Source organism: Hymenobacter sp. BT559 (assembly GCF_017571525.1).
Lineage (GTDB): Bacteria > Bacteroidota > Bacteroidia > Cytophagales > Hymenobacteraceae > Hymenobacter > Hymenobacter ginsengisoli.
Genome location: NZ_JAGETY010000012.1, coordinates 59,113 through 77,884, shown reverse-complemented (window position 1 = coordinate 77,884; position 18,772 = coordinate 59,113). Strand labels below are relative to the sequence as shown.

17 protein-coding genes and 1 pseudogene are annotated in these 18,772 nt (G+C 57.6%); 13 read left to right on the top strand and 5 right to left on the bottom strand.

The window, feature by feature from the left end:
- Positions 1-40: 40 nt before the first annotated feature.
- The 3 genes from J4D99_RS16195 to J4D99_RS16185 form a co-directional block, all read right to left on the bottom strand.
- Positions 41-2,008, bottom strand: a complete 1,968-nt coding sequence (locus J4D99_RS16195; protein ID WP_208132777.1) for a DUF3858 domain-containing protein — start codon at positions 2,006-2,008, stop codon at positions 41-43.
- A gap of 169 nt (positions 2,009-2,177) precedes the next feature.
- Positions 2,178-4,235 (bottom strand): transglutaminase family protein, encoded by a 2,058-nt coding sequence (locus tag J4D99_RS16190; RefSeq protein ID WP_208132776.1) that lies wholly within the window; start codon positions 4,233-4,235, stop codon positions 2,178-2,180.
- A gap of 103 nt (positions 4,236-4,338) precedes the next feature.
- Positions 4,339-5,571, bottom strand: a complete 1,233-nt coding sequence (locus tag J4D99_RS16185) for an MFS transporter (RefSeq protein WP_208132775.1) — start codon at positions 5,569-5,571, stop codon at positions 4,339-4,341.
- A 139-nt stretch (positions 5,572-5,710) separates the two neighbouring features.
- Between J4D99_RS16185 and J4D99_RS16180 the strand changes: the two genes are divergently transcribed.
- Both J4D99_RS16180 and J4D99_RS16175 read left to right on the top strand, forming a co-directional pair.
- Positions 5,711-6,160 (top strand): hypothetical protein, encoded by a 450-nt coding sequence (locus J4D99_RS16180; RefSeq protein WP_208132774.1) that lies wholly within the window; start codon positions 5,711-5,713, stop codon positions 6,158-6,160.
- Positions 6,161-6,347: 187 nt separating this feature from the next.
- Positions 6,348-8,237: an ABC transporter ATP-binding protein gene (locus tag J4D99_RS16175; protein WP_208132773.1), complete on the top strand. Its 1,890-nt coding sequence runs from the start codon at positions 6,348-6,350 to the stop codon at positions 8,235-8,237.
- Between the two features lie 61 nt (positions 8,238-8,298).
- On the opposite strand, the gene J4D99_RS16170 is transcribed toward J4D99_RS16175, so the two are convergent.
- Positions 8,299-8,901, bottom strand: coding sequence for a Uma2 family endonuclease (locus J4D99_RS16170; protein ID WP_208132772.1), 603 nt, complete (start codon positions 8,899-8,901; stop codon positions 8,299-8,301).
- A gap of 143 nt (positions 8,902-9,044) precedes the next feature.
- On the opposite strand from J4D99_RS16170, the gene J4D99_RS16165 reads away from it, so the two are divergent.
- The 11 genes and pseudogenes from J4D99_RS16165 to J4D99_RS16115 all read left to right on the top strand — a co-directional run bounded on the left by J4D99_RS16165 (position 9,045) and on the right by J4D99_RS16115 (position 18,259).
- Positions 9,045-9,719, top strand: coding sequence for a DUF4136 domain-containing protein (locus J4D99_RS16165; protein ID WP_208132771.1), 675 nt, complete (start codon positions 9,045-9,047; stop codon positions 9,717-9,719).
- 96 nt (positions 9,720-9,815) lie between these two features.
- Positions 9,816-10,193 (top strand): annotated as a pseudogene (locus J4D99_RS16160) (NADH-quinone oxidoreductase subunit A); the annotation flags it as partial.
- Between the two features lie 95 nt (positions 10,194-10,288).
- Positions 10,289-10,846 (top strand): NADH-quinone oxidoreductase subunit B, encoded by a 558-nt coding sequence (locus tag J4D99_RS16155; RefSeq protein WP_213019574.1) that lies wholly within the window; start codon positions 10,289-10,291, stop codon positions 10,844-10,846.
- A 101-nt stretch (positions 10,847-10,947) separates the two neighbouring features.
- Positions 10,948-11,517, top strand: coding sequence for an NADH-quinone oxidoreductase subunit C (locus J4D99_RS16150; RefSeq protein ID WP_208132770.1), 570 nt, complete (start codon positions 10,948-10,950; stop codon positions 11,515-11,517).
- Between the two features lie 120 nt (positions 11,518-11,637).
- The gene (gene nuoD, locus J4D99_RS16145; protein ID WP_208132769.1) at positions 11,638-12,900 is read left to right on the top strand and encodes an NADH dehydrogenase (quinone) subunit D; all 1,263 of its coding nucleotides are present in this window, start codon (positions 11,638-11,640) and stop codon (positions 12,898-12,900) included.
- Between the two features lie 23 nt (positions 12,901-12,923).
- A complete protein-coding gene (locus tag J4D99_RS16140) occupies positions 12,924-13,493 on the top strand; it encodes an NADH-quinone oxidoreductase subunit NuoE family protein (protein WP_208132768.1) in 570 nt (189 codons plus the stop codon).
- A gap of 19 nt (positions 13,494-13,512) precedes the next feature.
- A complete protein-coding gene (nuoF, locus tag J4D99_RS16135; RefSeq protein ID WP_208132767.1) occupies positions 13,513-14,850 on the top strand; it encodes an NADH-quinone oxidoreductase subunit NuoF in 1,338 nt (445 codons plus the stop codon).
- 45 nt (positions 14,851-14,895) lie between these two features.
- Positions 14,896-15,921: an NADH-quinone oxidoreductase subunit G gene (locus J4D99_RS16130; protein WP_208132766.1), complete on the top strand. Its 1,026-nt coding sequence runs from the start codon at positions 14,896-14,898 to the stop codon at positions 15,919-15,921.
- Between the two features lie 18 nt (positions 15,922-15,939).
- Positions 15,940-17,037, top strand: coding sequence for an NADH-quinone oxidoreductase subunit NuoH (nuoH, locus tag J4D99_RS16125; RefSeq protein ID WP_208132765.1), 1,098 nt, complete (start codon positions 15,940-15,942; stop codon positions 17,035-17,037).
- A 45-nt stretch (positions 17,038-17,082) separates the two neighbouring features.
- Positions 17,083-17,667, top strand: a complete 585-nt coding sequence (locus J4D99_RS16120; RefSeq protein WP_236018699.1) for a NuoI/complex I 23 kDa subunit family protein — start codon at positions 17,083-17,085, stop codon at positions 17,665-17,667.
- A gap of 85 nt (positions 17,668-17,752) precedes the next feature.
- Positions 17,753-18,259: an NADH-quinone oxidoreductase subunit J family protein gene (locus J4D99_RS16115; protein ID WP_208132764.1), complete on the top strand. Its 507-nt coding sequence runs from the start codon at positions 17,753-17,755 to the stop codon at positions 18,257-18,259.
- Positions 18,260-18,316: 57 nt separating this feature from the next.
- Here the strand turns inward: J4D99_RS16115 and J4D99_RS16110 are convergent, their stop codons facing one another.
- The gene (locus J4D99_RS16110) at positions 18,317-18,769 is read right to left on the bottom strand and encodes a hypothetical protein (protein WP_208132763.1); all 453 of its coding nucleotides are present in this window, start codon (positions 18,767-18,769) and stop codon (positions 18,317-18,319) included.
- Positions 18,770-18,772: the final 3 nt, after the last annotated feature.

Genomic DNA, 18,772 nt, shown 5'->3' with positions numbered 1-18,772 from the left:
AGTAAGCTTAAAGAAGAAAGCAATAAAAGAAGCGTAAAGGCTAGCCAGCCTTTTTGATAACCAATGCCTCGGCCTGCTTGGCCAGCATTTGGCGGTAGAACTCGCGCAGGGCGTGATATTCCTGGGCGCTGTATACCGGCTTGTCGAGGGTGAGGCGGCTCATGAGCACCACTGTACCGGGCGTGGGGCTGCTGGCCGAGTAGGCATAGCGGCCACCGCCGTCGGGCAGCAGCAGGGCGGCTGGCTTGGGTAGCTCGGCGGTGTAGCCAGCGGGCACTTTCAGCGTGACCCGAATGACCTCTTGCTGCATCATCCCCATATCGACCGGGTAGGTCCGTAGCTCATGCTGAAACGGATTGCGCTGCTCAGCAAAGGTTTCCAGGGGCTTGATGTACAACTCGGTGGCTGTGCCGGTGCTGGCTGCGGGCAGGCGCAGCTCGTAGCTCAGCCCTAGCGGCTGGCCCACGTTAGCCTGCTGGTTGAACGTAAAGCTCGGAATCTCCCAGCCCATATGCGTGGCGGCCAGTTCAGCCACGTATTTCTTCTCCCCTAGCTGCTGCAGTTTTTCGCGTGCTTCGAGGTTTGCGTAGCCGCTATGCTCCTCACGCACCTGCCCGCTCAGGTTACCCTCAGCATCGAGCGCCAGTGTCACCTCCTGGTAGTGCGTATAGCGCTGCGCGGGCACCAGGCTTACCCAGCGGCCCTCGCCGCTGGCGGGCACAGTATGGCCTATTTTATTGAGACAGTGCGTGGGGAGCACCCCGGCCGGCAGCAAAGGTTCGGTTGCATCGAGCAACAGCTCTTTCTGGTCGGGCAGCTCGACTAGGGCCACTACATAGTTGAATTGCTCCAGCAGCGGATATTCCTGGCTGACCCGGCCGTGCCGACGAGTGCTTAAGAGCACGGGCACTACCGCTAGCCCCGCCTCGCGTAGGGCAGCAATGAGCAGCAGGTTCACATCGGCCGCCGTGCCGCGGTGCAGCTCGTAGCTTTTCTTCAACGAGCCACTGGCGTGGTAGCGGTTGGTGCCGTCGTACTTCACGTTTTTCATAATCAGCTCGCGCACGGCCGCGGCCCGGGCGGCCGGGTCGGGGTGCTGCGCCACCAGGGCCTGCGCCAGGGGGCGCACAAACTTGCACTCGGCCAGGGCCTGCCCAAAGAACTCATTGGCCAGCAAAACTTTGTTTTTCTGCGCCCAGCTATCAGTCAGGTCTTTGTAAGGCTCGTTGGGAAACTGGTAGCCCACCAGCTCAAACGTAATGCGCGGCAGGTAGTCGTTCGGCGTTGTGCTATAGGGCTCTTCCCGAAAAGCGGGCGCGTTTTGCAGCACCCACCGGTGCTGCTCGGTCGACATAGTCAGGCCGGTAGTGCCGACCTCCATGCCGGCCCCCGCGCCGGCGCCCTCGCTCAGGCGATTGGTCAGAATGAGGCTCACCGAGCCCGTATTCATTTCATTAACGGTCAGGGCCCCGTAGCCCTGATACAGCACTTTGTAGTGGTACACCTGCGGAATACTGGTGCGGTACTCGCTCCAGCGCGTTGGTATCTCGCGCTGAAAGGTCCAGTCCTGATAGTTATCGAAAAACGTAGAGCGCACCACGTAGCTGTACTCTATCACGGCCCCTTCCTGCACGGCAGGCAGAGTGAACTTGCGCACTTTCAGGTTGTTGGTACGCTTTTCCTCAAAGGCGGCACTAGACTCAAGCTTGGTTTTAGTAATCTTGCCATCGGCGCCCCGCACGTAGGTAAAGCCCCGCAGGTTACTCAGGGTTTCCGCATCTTCCTCGCGGTGGTAAAGCGGCACCTCTACAGTCGCATAGTCGTAGCCGGCTTTCTTAAGAATCTTGATGCGCGTCGTGCGCTCGGTGTTGATAGTCAGCTTACCGGCCGAGCTGCTAAACTGCGATACCCCGTAGTCGCACAGCACCACGGCCGGCGCGGTGCTATCGGCTACAAAGTTTTTGGCTTCAAAATCGGCTGGCTCGGGCTGGCCAAAGCGTATCGGCACAGGTGCGGGCTTCGGCGGGGCTAAGGTTTGCGCCGCGGCGGCGCTGGCTCCGGCTAGCTCAGCCCCCATTACCAGCAACCAGCCTAGCCAACCCAATCTATAAAAACGCAACAAATAGCTCATGCTGACTATTATGAGGAATACTAAGTAAGTGGCCGCTTATAAAAAACTATTCATTCTTTTTCACCACCAGTGCCTCGGCCTGCTTGGCTAGGGCGAGGCGGTAGAACTCGCGCAGCGATGCGTATTCCTCGGCTCCGTAAATAGGCTTATTGAGCGAGAGGCGACTCACCAGCTGCACCGTGCCGGGCGAAGTAGTCGCGGCCGTGAAAATATATCGCCCACCCTTATCTGGCATCTCCACCACCGCCGGCTTGGGCAGCTCGGCCGTGTAGCCGGCTGGCAGCGTGAGCGTAACCATAATGACCTCTTGCAGGGTCGTGCCAAAATCGACCGGATACAAGCGCTGCGCGTGTTGAAACGGGTTGCCGCTTTCGCCAAACATAGCCAGCGGGTTCAGATACAATTCACGGGCTGCACCAGGCGCGCTAGCCGCCCGGCGCAGCTCGTAGTTGAGGGTGAGGGGCTTGTCTACCTGGCTCACCTGGTTGAACTTGTAGCTCGGCAGTTCCCAGCTGGCATGCCGGCCGGCTAGCTCCGTCACGTATTTTTTCTCTCCTAGCTGCTGTAGCTTTTCGCGGGCAGCCGCCCCGGCATAGCCGGAATACTCTTCGTGCACCTGGCCCGTCAGATTACCTTGCTCATCCACGGCCAACGTCACTTGCTGGTAGTGACTGAGTGCGTGCCGAGGAGCCAGGCTTACCCAGCGGCCTTCGGTGCCTTTGGCCACAAGGCGGCCCGTTTGGTTGAGGCAGCGCGTGGGCAAGGCCCCGCAGGGCAATAGCGGCTCGGTCGCATCGAGCAGCAACTCCTGGTCTCCACCTAGCGGCAGCAGGCCTACTACATAATTAAACTGCTGAAGCTGTGGGAAATTAGCATCGACGCGGCCGTGGGCGCGGGTGCTCAGCAGCACCGGTTGGGCCGCCAGCCCGGCTTGGCGCAGGGCCGCAATGAGCAGCAGGTTCACATCGGCCGCCGTGCCGCGGTGCAGCTCGTAGCTTTTCTTCAGCGGCCCGCTGGCCGAATAACGGTTGGTACCATCGTATTTTACATTCTTGACAATGAGCTCGCGCACGGCCGCGGCCCGTTCGGCTGGGTCGGAGTACTGCGCCACCAGCGGCTTTATTGCTTCGGACAGGAAGCCGGCGCGGTCGAGCTGGCTGCCAAACTCGTCGCTAGCCAACAGGTCGGCATTAATTTTTTCCCAATTGCCAGCTACGTTCTGGTAGCCGCGGCCGGGAATGTTTTCGCCGGCAAGCTCAAAATTGATGCGGGCAACGTAGTCGCTAGGCGTCGTCATAAACGGCTCTTCGCGCAGCGCTGGCACGTTTTGCATGGCCCAGTGGTAGCTAGTGGCGCGCGCCGAGATGGTTTCATTTTCGGATGATACGTGCTGCCCGCGGTCCGTCATGCCACCTTCTGTATGCAGGTTATACTGGGTTTGTACCTGCTCCTGCGCTTGGAGGGCTAGCGGCTGGTAGCCCCGCATTAGTAGCTTATAGTCGAAATACTCGGGAATGGTAGCCCGAAACTCACTCCAGCGGGTGGGTATCTCGCGCTGAAACGTCCAGTCCTGAAAGTTGAAGAGAAAGTCCGACGTCACGGTGTAAGTGTACTCAATGACTGCCCCCTCGCGCACGTTGGGCAACGTGAACTTGCGCACTTTGACATTCTTGGTGCGCTCTTCGGTGAATGCCTGGCCGGTTTCGAGCTTTACTTTCTCAATCTTACCACCTACCTCATTATAGGTAAATCCTTTAAGGCCCGTTATTTTCTCTTCGCTCAGGTCTTTATGATAGAGCGGCACCTCTACAGTAGCCACGTCGTAGCCAGCTTTTTTGAGAATCTTGATGCGCGTTATGCGCTCCGATTCCAGCTGAAAGCTGGTGCCATTCAGTCGAAAGCGCGTGTTCCCAAAATCATAGAGCACTACGGCCGACGCGGCACTATCGGCCACGAAATTTCTGGCCTCAAAATCAGCCGGCTCCGGCTTGCCAAACTTTATTTCGACCACCTTTACCGGTGTAGGCTGTTGCGCCTGCCCTAGGCTTGGCAGGGCTAGCAAACGGGCAGCGAATAGGCTTAAAAACAGTAATTTTTTAACCATAGAAGGAGAAGTGCATAGCGTACCGGCTAAAATTTATATAGCAGACCTGCACTCGGTAAAAGTAGATGGCGACCACCTATTTACCAACTCCCCCTCATTCGTTCTACACCACTTCTTCGGGGCTAGCCACGGCCTGGGCCTGGGCAGCCAGCACGTCGTTCTGCGCCGGGCCAGCCGGCGTGTTTTTCACCCCTAGCACTAAGTAAGCAGTGGCCAAAAGCACGCTGGCTAGGCTCAGGGCGTGCACCCAGGGCAGGCGCGCGGGCTGGTTGCTGAAAATCCAGCCTGCCAGCAGCGCGCCCAGTCCAATGCCGACCTCAAGGGCAATGTACATGGTAGCGATGCCACGCCCGCGCCGCTCCGGGAGGCTCAGGTCTACCGTCCAGGCGTAGAGCGTGGGCGAGTTCAGCCCCGCGCCGAGGCCATATACCACCGCCCCGGCCAGGAATACCGGTACCGAGGGCGACCATACTAGCACAGCCAGGCCCACGGCCATCACTGCCGCCGACCACCGCAGCACGGGCACCCGCCCGTAGGTGTCGCTGGCCTTGCCCAGCCCTAGCCGCACCCCTAGCGAAGCCACCGTGTAGAAGCTGTAAAATAAGCCTTTGCTCGACATACCCAGCAGCGTGCTTTGGTCGGGCACTACCGTGAGCACGGCCCCGTAGGGAAACAAGCATAGCAGCGTGACGATGGCTGGGGCCAGCACGCGCGGCTCAAATACCTCGCGCCGCCAGTCGAGGCGCAGCAGCCCCAGGCTAAACGGCCGCCGCTGCGCCCGCGGCAGCGTTTCGGTGAGCGTGCCCTGCACCAGCACCGAGAGTAGCGCAATACCCGCCGAGAGGTAAAACAGGGTGTTGATGGAGAAATACTCCGTCACCTTGGTACCGAGCCAGGGCCCGGCCGCCATGCCCAGGCTACCCGTCACGCCGAGCAGCCCCATGGCCTCGCCACGCTTTGCTACGGGCACGATATCAGCCACAAATGCCGCCGTAGCGGTGGGCTTGAACCCAGTGCTGAAACCGTGCAGCAGCCGCAAAAACAAGAAGCTGCCCACCGCTAGCGCCCACGGATACACCAGCCCGCACACAAAACACACCAGCGAGCCGAATACCATCACCGGAATGCGGCCCACCGTGTCAGAAAGCTTGCCCGAAAACGGCCGTGAGATGGCCGCCGTCAGCGTGAAGAGCGCGATAATGAAGCCTTTATACTCGCCGCCCCCTAGCCGGGTGAGGTGCGCTGGCAGCTCGGGCAACAATAAATTGAACGAAGCAAAAAATAGAAATGACGACAGGCACATCAGCCAGAAGCCGCGCGAATAGGAACCAAACATAAGTGCCGCAAAGGTCGGGCAAATTACCAGAGTAGCTCGGTCTATAGGCTGGCTATAGCAGCAAGTTTCTAAAACTCTGGCATCTTATTTGGCAAGGCTGGGCTTCTCAATACTCCTTCCTTTTTCCTTCCAATTTCCCATGAAACGCTTTTCTCAAATCACTAGCAGTGCCCTGCTCCTTATTGGCCTCTCACTAGGCACTACCACTGTGCACGCCCAAAACAGAATCGCGGGTGCTGTGCAGCAAGGCAATGGCGCCTATGTGCAGAAGACCGATCGCACGACTTGCATTACTAGCCAGCTGCTCGGCGTGTCAGGTCTGGGCAGCTGCCTGGATATGCGCCAGGATAAGTTTATGGTTACCCCTTCGGGCAATGCCATGTCGGTATGGACCGGCACTTTGCCAGCATCGGTAGCGCACCCGGCACAGCGGCTGACTTACAATTCGACGTGGACGGAAACCAACAATGATGGGGTAACCCGTACCTACGACACCGTTGCTGTGACTGACCCCAATGGTTCGGTAAAGCTTACGCTGACGGACAAACAGAACGGCAACGGAAAAAACAACGGCAGAACCAGAAAATAGCCTGGTGTAGCACGCAGCGACTGTGCTTTGACGGCAACTTAAGCCTCAGCTTTCCAGCTGGGGCTTTTTTGTACAGCTTCTTTTCTCTGGGCCTCTAACTCCATGATAGCTACCTGTACTGCCAAAACGGCCACTTCCCCACCCCGGCCCCAAATGTGCCGTACCCTGGGCCTATGTCCTGGTTATTATGTCCTGGTTATCTTCTTTCATCAATTCTATTTCGGCTAAAAATCCCGGCCACGGGCGCGGCCCTGAAAAACCCGCCGTGAGCGTGCGCGAGCGTGTGTCGGCACTGCGCCACCTGCCAGCTTTCCTGAAGCTCATCTGGCAAACCTCGCCGACGCTGACGCTGAGCAACATCGGGCTGCGCCTGCTGCGGGCGGCGCTGCCGCTAGCCCTGCTCTACGTGGGGCGCCTCATTCTCGACGATGTGGTGGCCCTCACCAAGCTGCCGCCCGCGGGCCGCGCGCTAGGGCCCGTATTTGGGCTAGTAGCCCTGGAATTTGGCCTGGTGCTGCTCACCGATGCGCTGGGCCGCGCCGTGGCCCTGCTCGATTCGCTGCTCGGCGACCTTTTTGCCAATGCCTCGTCGGTGCGCCTCATGCGCCACGCCGCCGAGCTCGACCTCGACCAGTTTGAGGATAGCACCTTCTACGACAAGCTGGAGCGCGCCCGCCGCCAAACGCTCTCGCGCTCGGTACTTATGAGCCAGGTGCTAGCCCAGGGCCAGGATGCCGTGACGCTCGTGCTGCTCGCCGGGGGGCTAGTGGCCTTTCAGCCCTGGCTGCTGGGCCTGCTGTTGCTGGCCGTGGTGCCCGCCTTTCTGGGTGAAAGCCACTTCAACGAGCGCAGCTATTCGCTCTCGCACTCCTGGACGCCCGAGCGCCGCGAGCTCGACTACCTGCGCCAGACGGGGGCTAGCGACGAAACTGCCAAGGAAGTCAAAATCTTTGGCCTCTCCGATTTTCTCATAAACCGGTTTTCCACCCTCTCAGACCAGTTTTACAGCCAAAACAAAGCCCTGGCCCTACGGCGCGCTGGCTGGGGCACCGTGTTTGCGGCCATCGGCGCGGCGGGCTACTACGGCGCTTATCTATACATCATCAAGCAAGCCGTGGGCGGCGCAATCAGTATCGGCCAGCTCACCTTTCTGGCCGGCTCCTTCGCCCGGCTGCGCGCCCTGCTCGAAGGCATCCTGAGCCGCTTTAGCCAGGTAGCCGATGGTGCGCTGTACTTGCAGGATTTCTTCGACTTCTTTCAAATTATGCCGCGTATCGTGCGGCCCATGGTGGGCCAAGCGGTGCGGCCGTTTCCGCGGCCCATCCGGCAGGGCTTCACGTTTGAGGAGGTCGGCTTCAAGTATAAGAATGCCGAGAAGTGGGCGTTGCGCCACCTTAGCTTTGAGCTGCGCGCGGGCGAAAAACTGGCCCTAGTAGGTGAGAATGGCGCGGGCAAAACCACGCTCGTTAAGCTGCTGGCCCGCCTTTACGACCCTAGCGAGGGCCGCATCTTGCTCGATGGCCACGACCTGCGCGAGTACGACCCGGCCGAGCTGCGCCAGGAAATCGGCGTCATCTTCCAAGATTTCGTGCGCTTTCAGCTGCCAGCTGGCCAAAACCTGGCAGTGGGCCGCATTGAAGAGCGCAGCAATCAGCCGCGCATCGAGCAAGCCGCTCACCAGAGCCTGGCCGACTCGGTCATTGCTAAGCTGCCGCTCGGCTACGACCAGATGATAGGCCGCCGCTTCAACGGGGGCGTAGACCTGAGCGGCGGCGAATGGCAGAAAATCGCGCTAGGCCGCGCCTACATGCGCGAGGCCCAGTTACTTATCCTCGACGAGCCCACCGCCGCCCTCGACGCCCGCGCCGAGTACGAAGTCTTCGAGCGCTTCAAAGAGCTAACCCAGGGCAAAACGGCGGTGCTCATCAGCCACCGCTTCAGCACCGTGCGCATGGCCGACCGCATCCTGGTTATCGAGCACGGCCGCGTGCAGGAAATTGGCTCGCACGAGGAGCTGCTGGCCAGGGGCGGGCGCTACGCCGAGCTATTTCAGCTACAGGCCGCTGGCTATCGGTAGCCAAGCGCTTATGCTACAGCGCTAGGGCACTTGCCAGCGGTAAAGCCTTTAAGCGAAGAGCTTATTGCCCTTCCGAGCCGAAGTTCAGCTTCAAGGGTGCCACTCCAGCTTCTTCATACACGTCGGCCAGCGTCATGGTCAGGCCCAACTCTGGAATAGCTAAAGTGTCCTCTGCTTCGGCCAGGGCGGTGTGCGCCCACGCGCGATGCTCAGTTAGCTGGTACCACTCCACGAGCCACGTAGTCTGCGATACAAGCAGGTAGTGCCGCAGGCTTGGCAGCTTCTTGTACTGGTTGAATTTCAAGCCCCGGTCGTAGGCTTCGGTGGAGGGCGACAGCACTTCTACAATCAGCACCGGGTTGCGCAGCTGTTGGCTTTCGCGCTGGTCGGCCGGGTCGCAGCTTACCATTACGTCGGGGTAGGTATAGTGGCGGCCTTCTTCTACCGCCAGCCGCACGGCCTCTAGCTGCACCCGGCAATTTTTACCGCGTAAGCTTTGCCGTAGCATGATGTAAAAATTGCCAACAATTGTATTGTGCGCGATGCTAGCGCCCGCCATCGCGAAAATTTCCCCCTCAAAAAACTCGTGCCGCACCTCGCTTTGCGCTTCCAGCGCGAAGTAGTCGTCGGCGGTATACTGCTTTTGCTGCTCAGGCCGGCCCATGTGCTTGCGGTTTAATACTAGCCAAATATACTGGCTCCTGGGCCGGCCAGGCTAGCAGGCGGGCTTAATAAGCTGAGCAGTAGATAAAAAGTAAAATTCTTAGCGTAGCTTAGAGAATTCAAAGAATTCCCTCCTTACCTACTATGAAAGTTACTGCTACCCTCCAGCTTATCTGCCTGTTGAGCCTCGGCTTGCTCTCCAGCTGCCTCACTTCCCGCGATGCCCGTATTGAGTCGAGCTACAGCTACCGGGGCCGCTTTCGCCACTATCGCACCTATGGTTTTTTGAGCGGCAACGGGCTAGCTGCCGACAGCACTCGCCTCAGCGAGGCCCTGCGCGACGCCATCCGGCAGCGCCTGCGCCTGCAAGGCTACAAGTTTTCGCGCCGCAACCCCGACCTGATGGTGAGCTACAAGCTTTTTGAGGGCGATATGCGCTTTCCCGGCTTTGTGCAGGAAGACATCACCCGCTGGGTGAAAAATAATGAAGCCGAAGATGAGGAGACGCCCGAAGAGCAGCGTCATGCGTACCAGCAAACCCGCCTACTCATGCTCGACGGCACCCTGATGGTGACCCTCATTGATACTAAAACCGATAATGCTATCTGGAATGGCTATGCCTCGGGCGTAACCGTGCCCGAGGGCATCAAGGGCGAATATGTGCTGGTGCGCTCAGTGCGCTCCATCTTCGACCGGTACCGCATTTTCACCGAGAATTATTTCAACGGCGGCAACCTCGATGGGGCGATGAATGGCCAACCCACGGGCGAGCCGGGAGCCCCTAGCGTGGCTCCGCAGCCCACCGAAACCCCACGATAGGCCGTAACGGGCTACTTTTCGCTTTCGCTCAAACCGGCTCAGGTGTACCTTTGCTTGTCCGCGCCAGTGTGCCCGCTACCTAACTAGCTGAGTCCTATGCTTCTTGCCATTAATTCCTCGTATCAGCCCAGCGACTACCTGCCCATTCTTATTCAGTTTGGGCTAGCCGTGGCTTTTGTGGCTTTTGCCATGGTCGTGTCGCACCTTGTAGGCCCCAAGCGCCACAGCCGCGTCAAAGACGCCTCTTTTGAGTGCGGCATCGAGAGTGTGGGCAACGCCCGCACGCCCATCTCGGTGAAGTATTTCCTCACGGCCATCCTCTTCGTGCTTTTTGACGTGGAGGTAATTTTCATGTACCCCTGGGCCGTGAACTTCCGCCAGCTCGGCACCGCCGGGTTTGTGGAGATGTTCATCTTCATGACCCTGCTCATGGCGGGCTTCGGCTACGTTATCAAGAAAGGCATTCTGCGCTGGAACGAAGCCGTGCCTAGCCAAACTTTCGCGGCGAAACCGGTGTTGGAAAAACAGCCCGCAATCGCTGCGCAGGCTGCTTAAACTGACTTATTATCATGGTTGATACCCGCGTTCCCGAAATCAAAACCGTGCCGGCCCCCGAGGGCGTTGAAGGTGCTGGTTTCTTTGCTACCTCGCTCGAAAAGGTGGTGGGCATTGCCCGCGCCAATTCGCTGTGGCCCTTGCCCTTTGCTACCTCGTGCTGCGGCATCGAGTTCATGGCTACTATGGGCGCGCACTACGATATCTCGCGCTTTGGGTCCGAGCGCCCCAGCTTTTCGCCCCGCCAGGCCGACCTGCTGATGGTGATGGGTACCATCGCCAAGAAAATGGCCCCCATTGTGAAGCAAGTGTACGAGCAAATGGCCGAGCCCCGCTGGGTACTGGCTATGGGCGCCTGCGCTTGCTCGGGTGGTATCTTCGACAGCTACTCGGTGCTGCAAGGCATCGACCGCATCATTCCGGTCGATGTATACATTCCTGGCTGCCCACCCCGCCCCGAGCAAGTGCTCGATGGCCTGATGCGCATTCAGGACCTCGCCAAAAACGAAAGCATCCGCCGCCGCAACTCGCCTGAGTACCAGGCTCTGCTAGCCTCTTATAATATCAAGTAATTTAGAGCTGCTAGCCTTTAGCTGTTAGCTGTTAGCTTCTTGCCTTTGAAGTGTTTCAGTAAAAAGCTAACAGCTAACAGCTATAAGCTGACAGCTTAAATATGGCTGACCCGACCAAAGAAGAATCAACTGCCGCCCAGGAAACTGCTGCCGCCCTAGACCCTACCGCTCAGCAAAATGCGCAGGTGCTAGCCCTGCTGCACAGCCTGTTTGGCGAAGCCACGTTTACGGATGTGCAGGAGCCTTACGGCTTGCTTACGGTAACCACTAAGCGCGAGCACATCCACGGTATCGTGGCCGGCTTGCAGCAGGATGAAACGCTTAAGTTTCGCTTCCTGACGACCATGTGCGGTATTCATTATCCCGAGAACCTTAACCAGGAGCTCGGGATGATTTATCACCTGCACAGCCTGGTGCACAATATCCGGCTGCGCATCAAGATTTTCTTCCCCCTGGCCGACCCGGTGGTGCCCACACTCACCGACCTCTACGCCACCGCCAACTGGATGGAGCGTGAGGCCTACGACTTCTTCGGCATCATCTTCACCGGGCACCCCAACCTGCGCCGCATTCTCAATGTGGAAGACATGGATTATCATCCCATGCGCCGGCAGTACCCCCTTGAAGATGGCACCCGCGAAGACAAAACCGACCTGTTTTTTGGTCGGTAATTTTTAGAAGTGTCATGCTGACGAAGGAAGCATCTTATCACGATAGCCTTCGCCGGAAACAGTACCCTAGCGGCCCGGACGTGATAAAGTCATTGGCTGCACTTAGGATGACAATATAAAATGGCAGTAAACGACACCCTCGAAGGGACGCATCGCATTATTGAAGAAGCAAAGGAGCAGCAGAGCGGCCAGCTTGTGCCCACGCTCAACGACTTCTCCCAGGAGCTGACGACCCTCAATCTGGGTCCGACGCACCCAGCTACGCACGGTATTTTTCAGAACATCCTGCAAATGGATGGCGAGCGCATTGTGTCGGGTGTGCCCACTATCGGCTACATCCACCGCGCGTTTGAAAAAATCGCCGAGCGGCGGCCATTCTATCAGATTACGCCGCTCACCGACCGCATGAACTACTGCTCGTCGCCCATCAACAATATGGGCTGGCACATGACGGTAGAGAAGCTGCTCGGCATCACGGTGCCGAAGCGCGCGCAATATATGCGCGTGATTATGATGGAGTTGGCGCGTATCGCCGACCACCTCATCTGTAATTCTATCTTGGGCGTAGATACGGGCGCTTTCACCGGCTTCCTCTACGTATTTCAGGAGCGAGAGAAGATTTACGAGATTTACGAAGAAGTCTGCGGCTCGCGCCTTACCACCAACATGGGCCGCGTCGGCGGCATGGAGCGCGACTTCTCGCCGGTAGCACTCGAAAAGCTACGCAAGTGGCTGAAGGAATTTCCGCCCGTGATGAAGGAGTTCGAGGCCATGTTTAACCGCAACCGCATATTCATGGACCGCGTGGTAAACGTGGGCCCTATCTCGGCGGAAAAGGCGTTGAACTACGGTTTCACCGGCCCCAACCTGCGGGCTGCGGGCGTCGACTACGACGTGCGGGTAATGAACCCTTACTCTTCTTACGAAGACTTCGAGTTCGACATCCCGGTGGGCACCAACGGCGATACCTATGACCGTTTCTTGGTGCGCAACGAGGAGATTTGGCAGAGCCTGCGCATTATCAATCAGGCACTTGACAAGCTGCCCGATGGCCCTTTCCACGCCGATGCGCCGCACTACTACCTGCCTCCCAAGCAGGCCGTGTATAAAAACATGGAGGCGTTGATTTACCACTTCAAAATCATCATGGGCGAAATCGACGCGCCGGTTGGTGAAGTGTACCACTCAGTGGAAGGCGGTAATGGCGAGCTAGGGTTCTACCTTATCTCCGATGGCGGCCGCACCCCTTACCGCCTGCACTTCCGTCGGCCCTGCTTCATCTACTACCAAGCCTATTCGGAAATGGTGGTGGGCACGAGCCTCTCGGATGCCATCGTGATTTTGTCGTCGATGAATGTGATTGCCGGCGAGCTGGACGCCTAGTTTTAAAGTTGAAAGTACCTGATATGGAGCCGACTACCGCTGCCAAACCCCAGTTTTCGCCCGCCGCCCAGGCGGAGATTAAGCGCCTACTCACGCATTACCCCGACGACCGCCGCAAGTCGGCCCTACTACCTGTGCTCCACATCGCGCAGGCCGAGTTTGGCGGCTGGGTAAGCCCCGAGGTGCAAGACCTGGTGGCCGAAACGCTAGACCTGCGGCCGATTGAAGTATACGAGGTGAGTACGTTCTACACCATGTTCAACCTCAAGCCGGTAGGAAAGCATGTTATTGAAATCTGCCGCACTGGTCCGTGCATGTTGCGCGGCTCTGATGAACTGACGGCCCACCTGGAGCGCCTCACCGGAGCCAAAGTTGGCGGCAACTCGCCCGATGGTCTTTTCACTTTAAAGGAAGTGGAGTGCCTGGCAGCCTGCGGCTTTGCCCCAGTGGTGCAGGTGCGTGAGAAATACTACGAGTCGCTCGATACCGAGGAGAATGTAAATGCCATGCTGACCGAGCTCAAGGGTATGGTGCATCGGCCCATACTACCCTGGGAAGAAAATGGCTTGCCCACCTCACTGCAAAATAACTAACAGCGAATAGGTTAAGATTATGGGACGCAAGCTATTAACCGAACACGTCAACGTTGAAGGCATTGAAACCTTCGCCGTTTATCGCAAGCATGGCGGCTACCGCGCCGTAGAGAAGGCGCTGAAAATGACGCCCGAAGAGGTAGTTGAAGAAGTGAAAAAGTCGGGCCTGCGCGGGCGCGGCGGCGCGGGCTTCCCTACCGGCATGAAGTGGAGCTTCCTGGCTAAGCCCGAAGGCGTGCCGCGCTACCTCGTCTGCAACGCCGACGAGTCGGAGCCCGGCACGTTTAAGGACCGCTACCTGATGTCGAAGCTGCCGCACCTGCTCATCGAGGGCATGATTGCGGGCAGCTACGCGCTAGGGGCTCGCACCAGCTATATATACATCCGGGGCGAGTTGTTGTACGTGCTGCGTATTCTAGAGAAAGCTATTGCCGAGGCTTACGCTGCGGGCTTCCTGGGAGAAAACATCCAAGGCTCGGGCTATTCGCTTGATTTGCACGTGCACCCCGGTGGGGGCGCTTATATCTGCGGTGAAGAGACTGCTCTACTAGAGTCATTGGAAGGCAAGCGTGGCAACCCGCGCAACAAGCCGCCGTTTCCGGCCGTGCAGGGTCTTTATGCTCGCCCCACGGTGGTAAACAACGTGGAGAGTATTGCGGCCGTGGTGCCCATCCTGAACATGGGTGGCGATGAGTATGCGAAGATTGGCGTGGGCCGTAGCACCGGCACCAAGCTGTTTTCAGCTTGCGGCCACCTCAATAAGCCCGGCATCTACGAGCTAGAGCTAGGGGTGCCGGTAGAGGAGTTTATCTACTCTGATGAATACTGCGGCGGTATCTGGAAAGGCCGTGAATTGAAGGCTGTAGTAGCCGGTGGCTCCTCAGTACCAATTCTCCCTAAAGAGTTGATTCTAAAAACGGCCGCTGGCGAGCCGCGCCTCATGACCTACGAGTCGCTTAGCGATGGGGGCTTCGTGACGGGCACTATGCTAGGGTCGGGTGGCTTTATTGCGATGGACGAAACGACGTGCATCGTGAAAAACACCTGGAATTTCTCGCGCTTTTACCACCACGAAAGCTGCGGCCAGTGCTCGCCCTGCCGCGAAGGCACCGGCTGGCTTGAAAAAGTGCTGCACCGCCTCGAACATGGCCACGGCTCGATGCACGACATTGACTTGATTGTGAGCGTAGCTAAGCAGATTGAAGGCAATACCATCTGCCCGCTTGGCGAAGCTGCCGCGTGGCCGGTAGCCGCCGCCGTGCGTCACTTCCGCGATGAGTTTGAGTGGCACGTGACGCACCCCAAAGAGGCGACCCAGCCCGGCGCTGTGTACCGGGGCAACCTGGTAATGGCGTAATTTTCAGAGGTTACGCCTCCTACTATTTGTATTTCGATTAAGATAATGGCTAAAATAACCTTCGACGGAATTGAGGTGGAAGTGCCCGATGGCACTACTATCCTCAACGCGGCCCGCAAAATTGGGGGCAGCGTGGTGCCGCCTGCCATGTGCTACTACACGCCCCTGAAGGGCAGCGGCGGGAAGTGCCGCGCCTGCTTGGTGCGCGTAGCTGCTGGCTCGGCCAAAGACCCGCGCCCTATGCCGAAGCTTGTAGCCTCGTGTATTACGCCGGTGCAAGATGGCATGGTGGTCGAAAACACTACCAGCCAGCAAGTGCTTGATGTCCGTAAGGGCATTGTGGAAATGCTGCTCATCAACCACCCGCTCGATTGCCCCGTGTGCGACCAAGCGGGTGAGTGCGACCTGCAAAACTTTGCCTTTGAGCACGGCGTGAGCACCACGCGCTATGAGGAAGAGCGCCGCACATTCGAGAAAATCGACATCGGCCCCTACATTCAGTTGCACATGACGCGCTGCATCCTGTGCTACCGCTGCGTGTATACGGCCAACCAAGTGACTGACGCCCGCGTGCACGGCGTGCTAGGCCGCGGCGACGCTGCCGAAATCGGCACCTACATCGAAAACGCGCTTGACAACGATTTTATCGGCAATGTGATTGACGTGTGCCCAGTGGGCGCGCTCACCGATAAGACCTTCCGTTTCAAGCAGCGCGTATGGTTTACCAAACCGGTGAACGCCCACCGCGAGTGCTCGCACGAGAAGTGCAGCGGGCACGTAACGTTGTGGTACAAGGGCAAAGACGTGCTACGCGTAACCGCCCGCAAGGACGAATACGGTGAGGTAAAAGAGTGGATTTGCAACGAGTGCCGCTTCGAGAAAAAGGAAACGGCCGACTGGGTTATCGAAGGCCCGGCGCACATCGACCGCTCGTCGGTTATCTCGGCCAACCACTACGAGCTGCCCGTTATCAATCCGCAAGTAATTGCCGACCTGCCCGAAAGCACTGTGCGCGAGCTCGAGCAAAACCCACCGCTGAAGCTGGGCGGCCCTAGCGGGACTTCTTTCTAAGCTGCTATTTTTCCTGATATGTCTCTTGAATCTTTAGGCTGGCAAGGGCTGGTTATTCTGGTAGTATTTGGTATTTCACTGCTGATTGCCACTTATTGCACCTACGCCGAGCGCGTGATTGCCGCGTTTTTGCAAGACCGCGTGGGCCCCGACCGCGCCGGCCCTTTTGGCTTAGCTCAGCCTCTAGCCGATGCCGTGAAGCTGTTTACCAAAGAGGAATTCTTTCCGAGTGGGGCTAACAAGGCGCTATTCATCTTTGGCCCCTGCCTGGCCATGATTACGGCACTGATGTCATCGGCCGTCATTCCATTCGGCAGCTTCCTCAAGTTTGGCACTACCGTGGTGCACTTGCAGGGCATCGAAATCAACGTGGGCATGCTCTACGTGTTCGGTATCGTGTCGCTAGGGGTATATGGCATCATGATTGGCGGCTGGGCTTCTAACAACAAGTTTTCGCTGCTAGGGGCCATTCGGGCTGCTTCGCAAAACATTAGCTACGAGCTAGCGATGGGCCTGGCCCTGATTGCCGTGCTCATGATGTCGGGTTCGCTGTCGTTGCGCGACATTACCCTGCAGCAGTCGGTACCCGGCGAGTGGCACTTCTGGAACATCGTGAAGCAGCCGCTGGGCTTCATTATCTTCCTCGTGTGTGCTTTTGCCGAAACCAACCGCACGCCTTTTGACTTGCCCGAGTGCGAAACCGAGCTAGTTGCCGGCTATCACACCGAGTATAGCTCGATGAAGATGGGCCTGTACCTGTTTGCTGAATATGTGAACGTGTTTGTGGCTTCGGCCGTGATGAGTGTTATTTATTTCGGTGGCTTCAACTTCCCGTTCCAGTACGAGCTGCGCGAGTGGCTGCACACTTCACGGGGCCTCTCGCTCGATGCTTCGCAGAATATCATCGCCATTCTGGGCGTGGTAACGGTGTTTGCCAAGATTTTTGCTTTCATCTTCTTCTTCATGTGGGTGCGCTGGACGCTGCCGCGCTTCCGCTACGACCAGCTGATGCGCTTGGGCTGGACGATTCTCATCCCGCTGGCCATCTTCAATATTCTGCTCACGGGTGGCCTCATCACGACCGGCATCATCCCCGAAATCAAGCAGTGGTGGTAAGCTGCCTCCGTGGCTAGCCCTCCCCTACTCCCTCTACCGACTTATATGGAATCGCTAAGCAACCGCGCCAAGAAACTGGAAAAAAAGCCGATGACGCTCGCCGAGCGCGCCTATCTGCCGGCGATTTTTCAGGGATTGTCTATTACGATGCAGCACTTTTTCCGGGCTGCTACCAAGAAACAGGTTACCATTCGCTACCCCGAGGAAACGCGCCCGTTTTCGCCGGTCTTCCGTGGCCTGCACGTGCTTAAGCGCGATGAGCAGGGCCGTGAGCGCTGCACGGCCTGCGGCCTGTGCGCCGTAGCCTGCCCCGCCGAAGCCATCACAATGGTGGCCGGCGAGCGCAAAAAAGGCGAGCAGAACCTCTACCGGGAGGAGAAATACGCCGTCAGCTACGAAATCAATATGCTGCGCTGCATCTTTTGCGGTCTTTGCGAAGAGGCCTGCCCGAAGGCAGCCATCTACCTGCAAGCCGACAAAATGGCCCCGCCGCGCTACGAACGTGATGAGTTTATTTACGGCAAAGACCGCTTGGTAGAGCCTGTGTCGCCAGATGCGCGCTCGAAGCGCGGCATTCAGCTCACGCCCGAGCAGGCAGAGAAGCTGCGCAGCCAGCTGCAATCCGCATAATGTAGCGCGGGCTTCATAGTCCGCGTTTGCACGGCAACACCTTTTATCATCGTTCAAACGCGGACTACAAAGTCCGCGCTACTGTATGTCTCTCTTTCTCTTCCTGTCATTCGTTGCCCTGCTGAGTGCGCTAGGGGTGGTACTGGCCAAAAACCCGGTGCACAGCGTGCTGTTCCTCATTCTCACGTTCTTCACCCTCTCGGCCCATTACCTGACGCTTAATGCGCAGTTTCTGGCCGCCGTGAACATCATTGTATACGCTGGCGCTATCATGGTGCTATTCCTGTTTGTGATTATGTTCCTGAACCTGAACGAGGATACGGAGCCGCACAAGCCGGCCCTAGCCAAGATTGCCGCCACTATTGCGGGTGGCTCGCTGCTGCTCATCATGGTGGCAGCGTTGCGCAACGTGCAGCCTGTGGGATACGATGCTGCCACCTTCAACTCGCAAGTGGGCATGGTAGACAAGCTAGGCCTCGTACTGTTCAAGCAGTATTCGCTGCCTTTTGAGCTAGCTTCCATCCTGCTGCTGGCTGCAATGGTTGGCTCGGTGATGCTGGGTAAGCGCGAAACGGGCGAACGGAATTTCTAGCATCATTTTTTCTTAAAACAAAAGCGGCCACTGAGTTTCAGTGGCCGCTTTTGTTCATTATAGCTTTGGAGCAAGCTCCTTGATATAGACTTTCAACATGCGAGCTTCGATATCTAATTCGCGCAGGTTGAACCTTGCCAACTCTTGGTGCTGATTGAATCGGTTAAGGAGAACTAAGTAGGTCGAAACGGAGCGATAACCCACTTCCATCTTTATAATTGGCAGAGTTCTTCCCCAAGGCAAAAAATTAGTTTTAATACTCCATATGCCTTGCCGACCAATTTTTAGTTGAGGTCCTTGCTGCCGAAAACGCTTAACTGCTTGCCATATTGAGAATACACCAAGTATCGGCCAAAAAAGCCCAAGCCAGCTTCTTATCCAGAGCGAGAGTGCTAGCCCACCAAAAAGCAAGCAAAGGCCAAGTATCAAGTCGAACAAAATAGTCCCCTGCGAATAGCCTATGATGTATTCGTAAGCTATTTCGCCCGACTTGAAACTGCGGCGTTTCATACA

Excerpts from the sequence above, each read along its gene's own strand:
- J4D99_RS16180 (WP_208132774.1), top strand. The coding sequence starts at position 5,711 with ATGAAACGCTTTTCTCAAATCACTAGCAGTGCCCTGCTCCTTATTGGC.
- J4D99_RS16150 (WP_208132770.1), top strand. The coding sequence starts at position 10,948 with ATGGCTGACCCGACCAAAGAAGAATCAACTGCCGCCCAGGAAACTGCT.
- J4D99_RS16175 (WP_208132773.1), top strand. The coding sequence starts at position 6,348 with ATGTCCTGGTTATCTTCTTTCATCAATTCTATTTCGGCTAAAAATCCC.
- J4D99_RS16165 (WP_208132771.1), top strand. The coding sequence starts at position 9,045 with ATGAAAGTTACTGCTACCCTCCAGCTTATCTGCCTGTTGAGCCTCGGC.
- nuoH (WP_208132765.1), top strand. The coding sequence starts at position 15,940 with ATGTCTCTTGAATCTTTAGGCTGGCAAGGGCTGGTTATTCTGGTAGTA.
- J4D99_RS16185 (WP_208132775.1), bottom strand. The coding sequence starts at position 5,571 with ATGTTTGGTTCCTATTCGCGCGGCTTCTGGCTGATGTGCCTGTCGTCA.
- nuoF (WP_208132767.1), top strand. The coding sequence starts at position 13,513 with ATGGGACGCAAGCTATTAACCGAACACGTCAACGTTGAAGGCATTGAA.
- J4D99_RS16170 (WP_208132772.1), bottom strand. The coding sequence starts at position 8,901 with ATGGGCCGGCCTGAGCAGCAAAAGCAGTATACCGCCGACGACTACTTC.
- J4D99_RS16155 (WP_213019574.1), top strand. The coding sequence starts at position 10,289 with ATGGTTGATACCCGCGTTCCCGAAATCAAAACCGTGCCGGCCCCCGAG.
- J4D99_RS16140 (WP_208132768.1), top strand. The coding sequence starts at position 12,924 with ATGGAGCCGACTACCGCTGCCAAACCCCAGTTTTCGCCCGCCGCCCAG.
- nuoD (WP_208132769.1), top strand. The coding sequence starts at position 11,638 with ATGGCAGTAAACGACACCCTCGAAGGGACGCATCGCATTATTGAAGAA.
- J4D99_RS16190 (WP_208132776.1), bottom strand. The coding sequence starts at position 4,235 with ATGGTTAAAAAATTACTGTTTTTAAGCCTATTCGCTGCCCGTTTGCTA.
- J4D99_RS16110 (WP_208132763.1), bottom strand. The coding sequence starts at position 18,769 with ATGAAACGCCGCAGTTTCAAGTCGGGCGAAATAGCTTACGAATACATC.
- J4D99_RS16130 (WP_208132766.1), top strand. The coding sequence starts at position 14,896 with ATGGCTAAAATAACCTTCGACGGAATTGAGGTGGAAGTGCCCGATGGC.
- J4D99_RS16120 (WP_236018699.1), top strand. The coding sequence starts at position 17,083 with ATGGAATCGCTAAGCAACCGCGCCAAGAAACTGGAAAAAAAGCCGATG.
- J4D99_RS16115 (WP_208132764.1), top strand. The coding sequence starts at position 17,753 with ATGTCTCTCTTTCTCTTCCTGTCATTCGTTGCCCTGCTGAGTGCGCTA.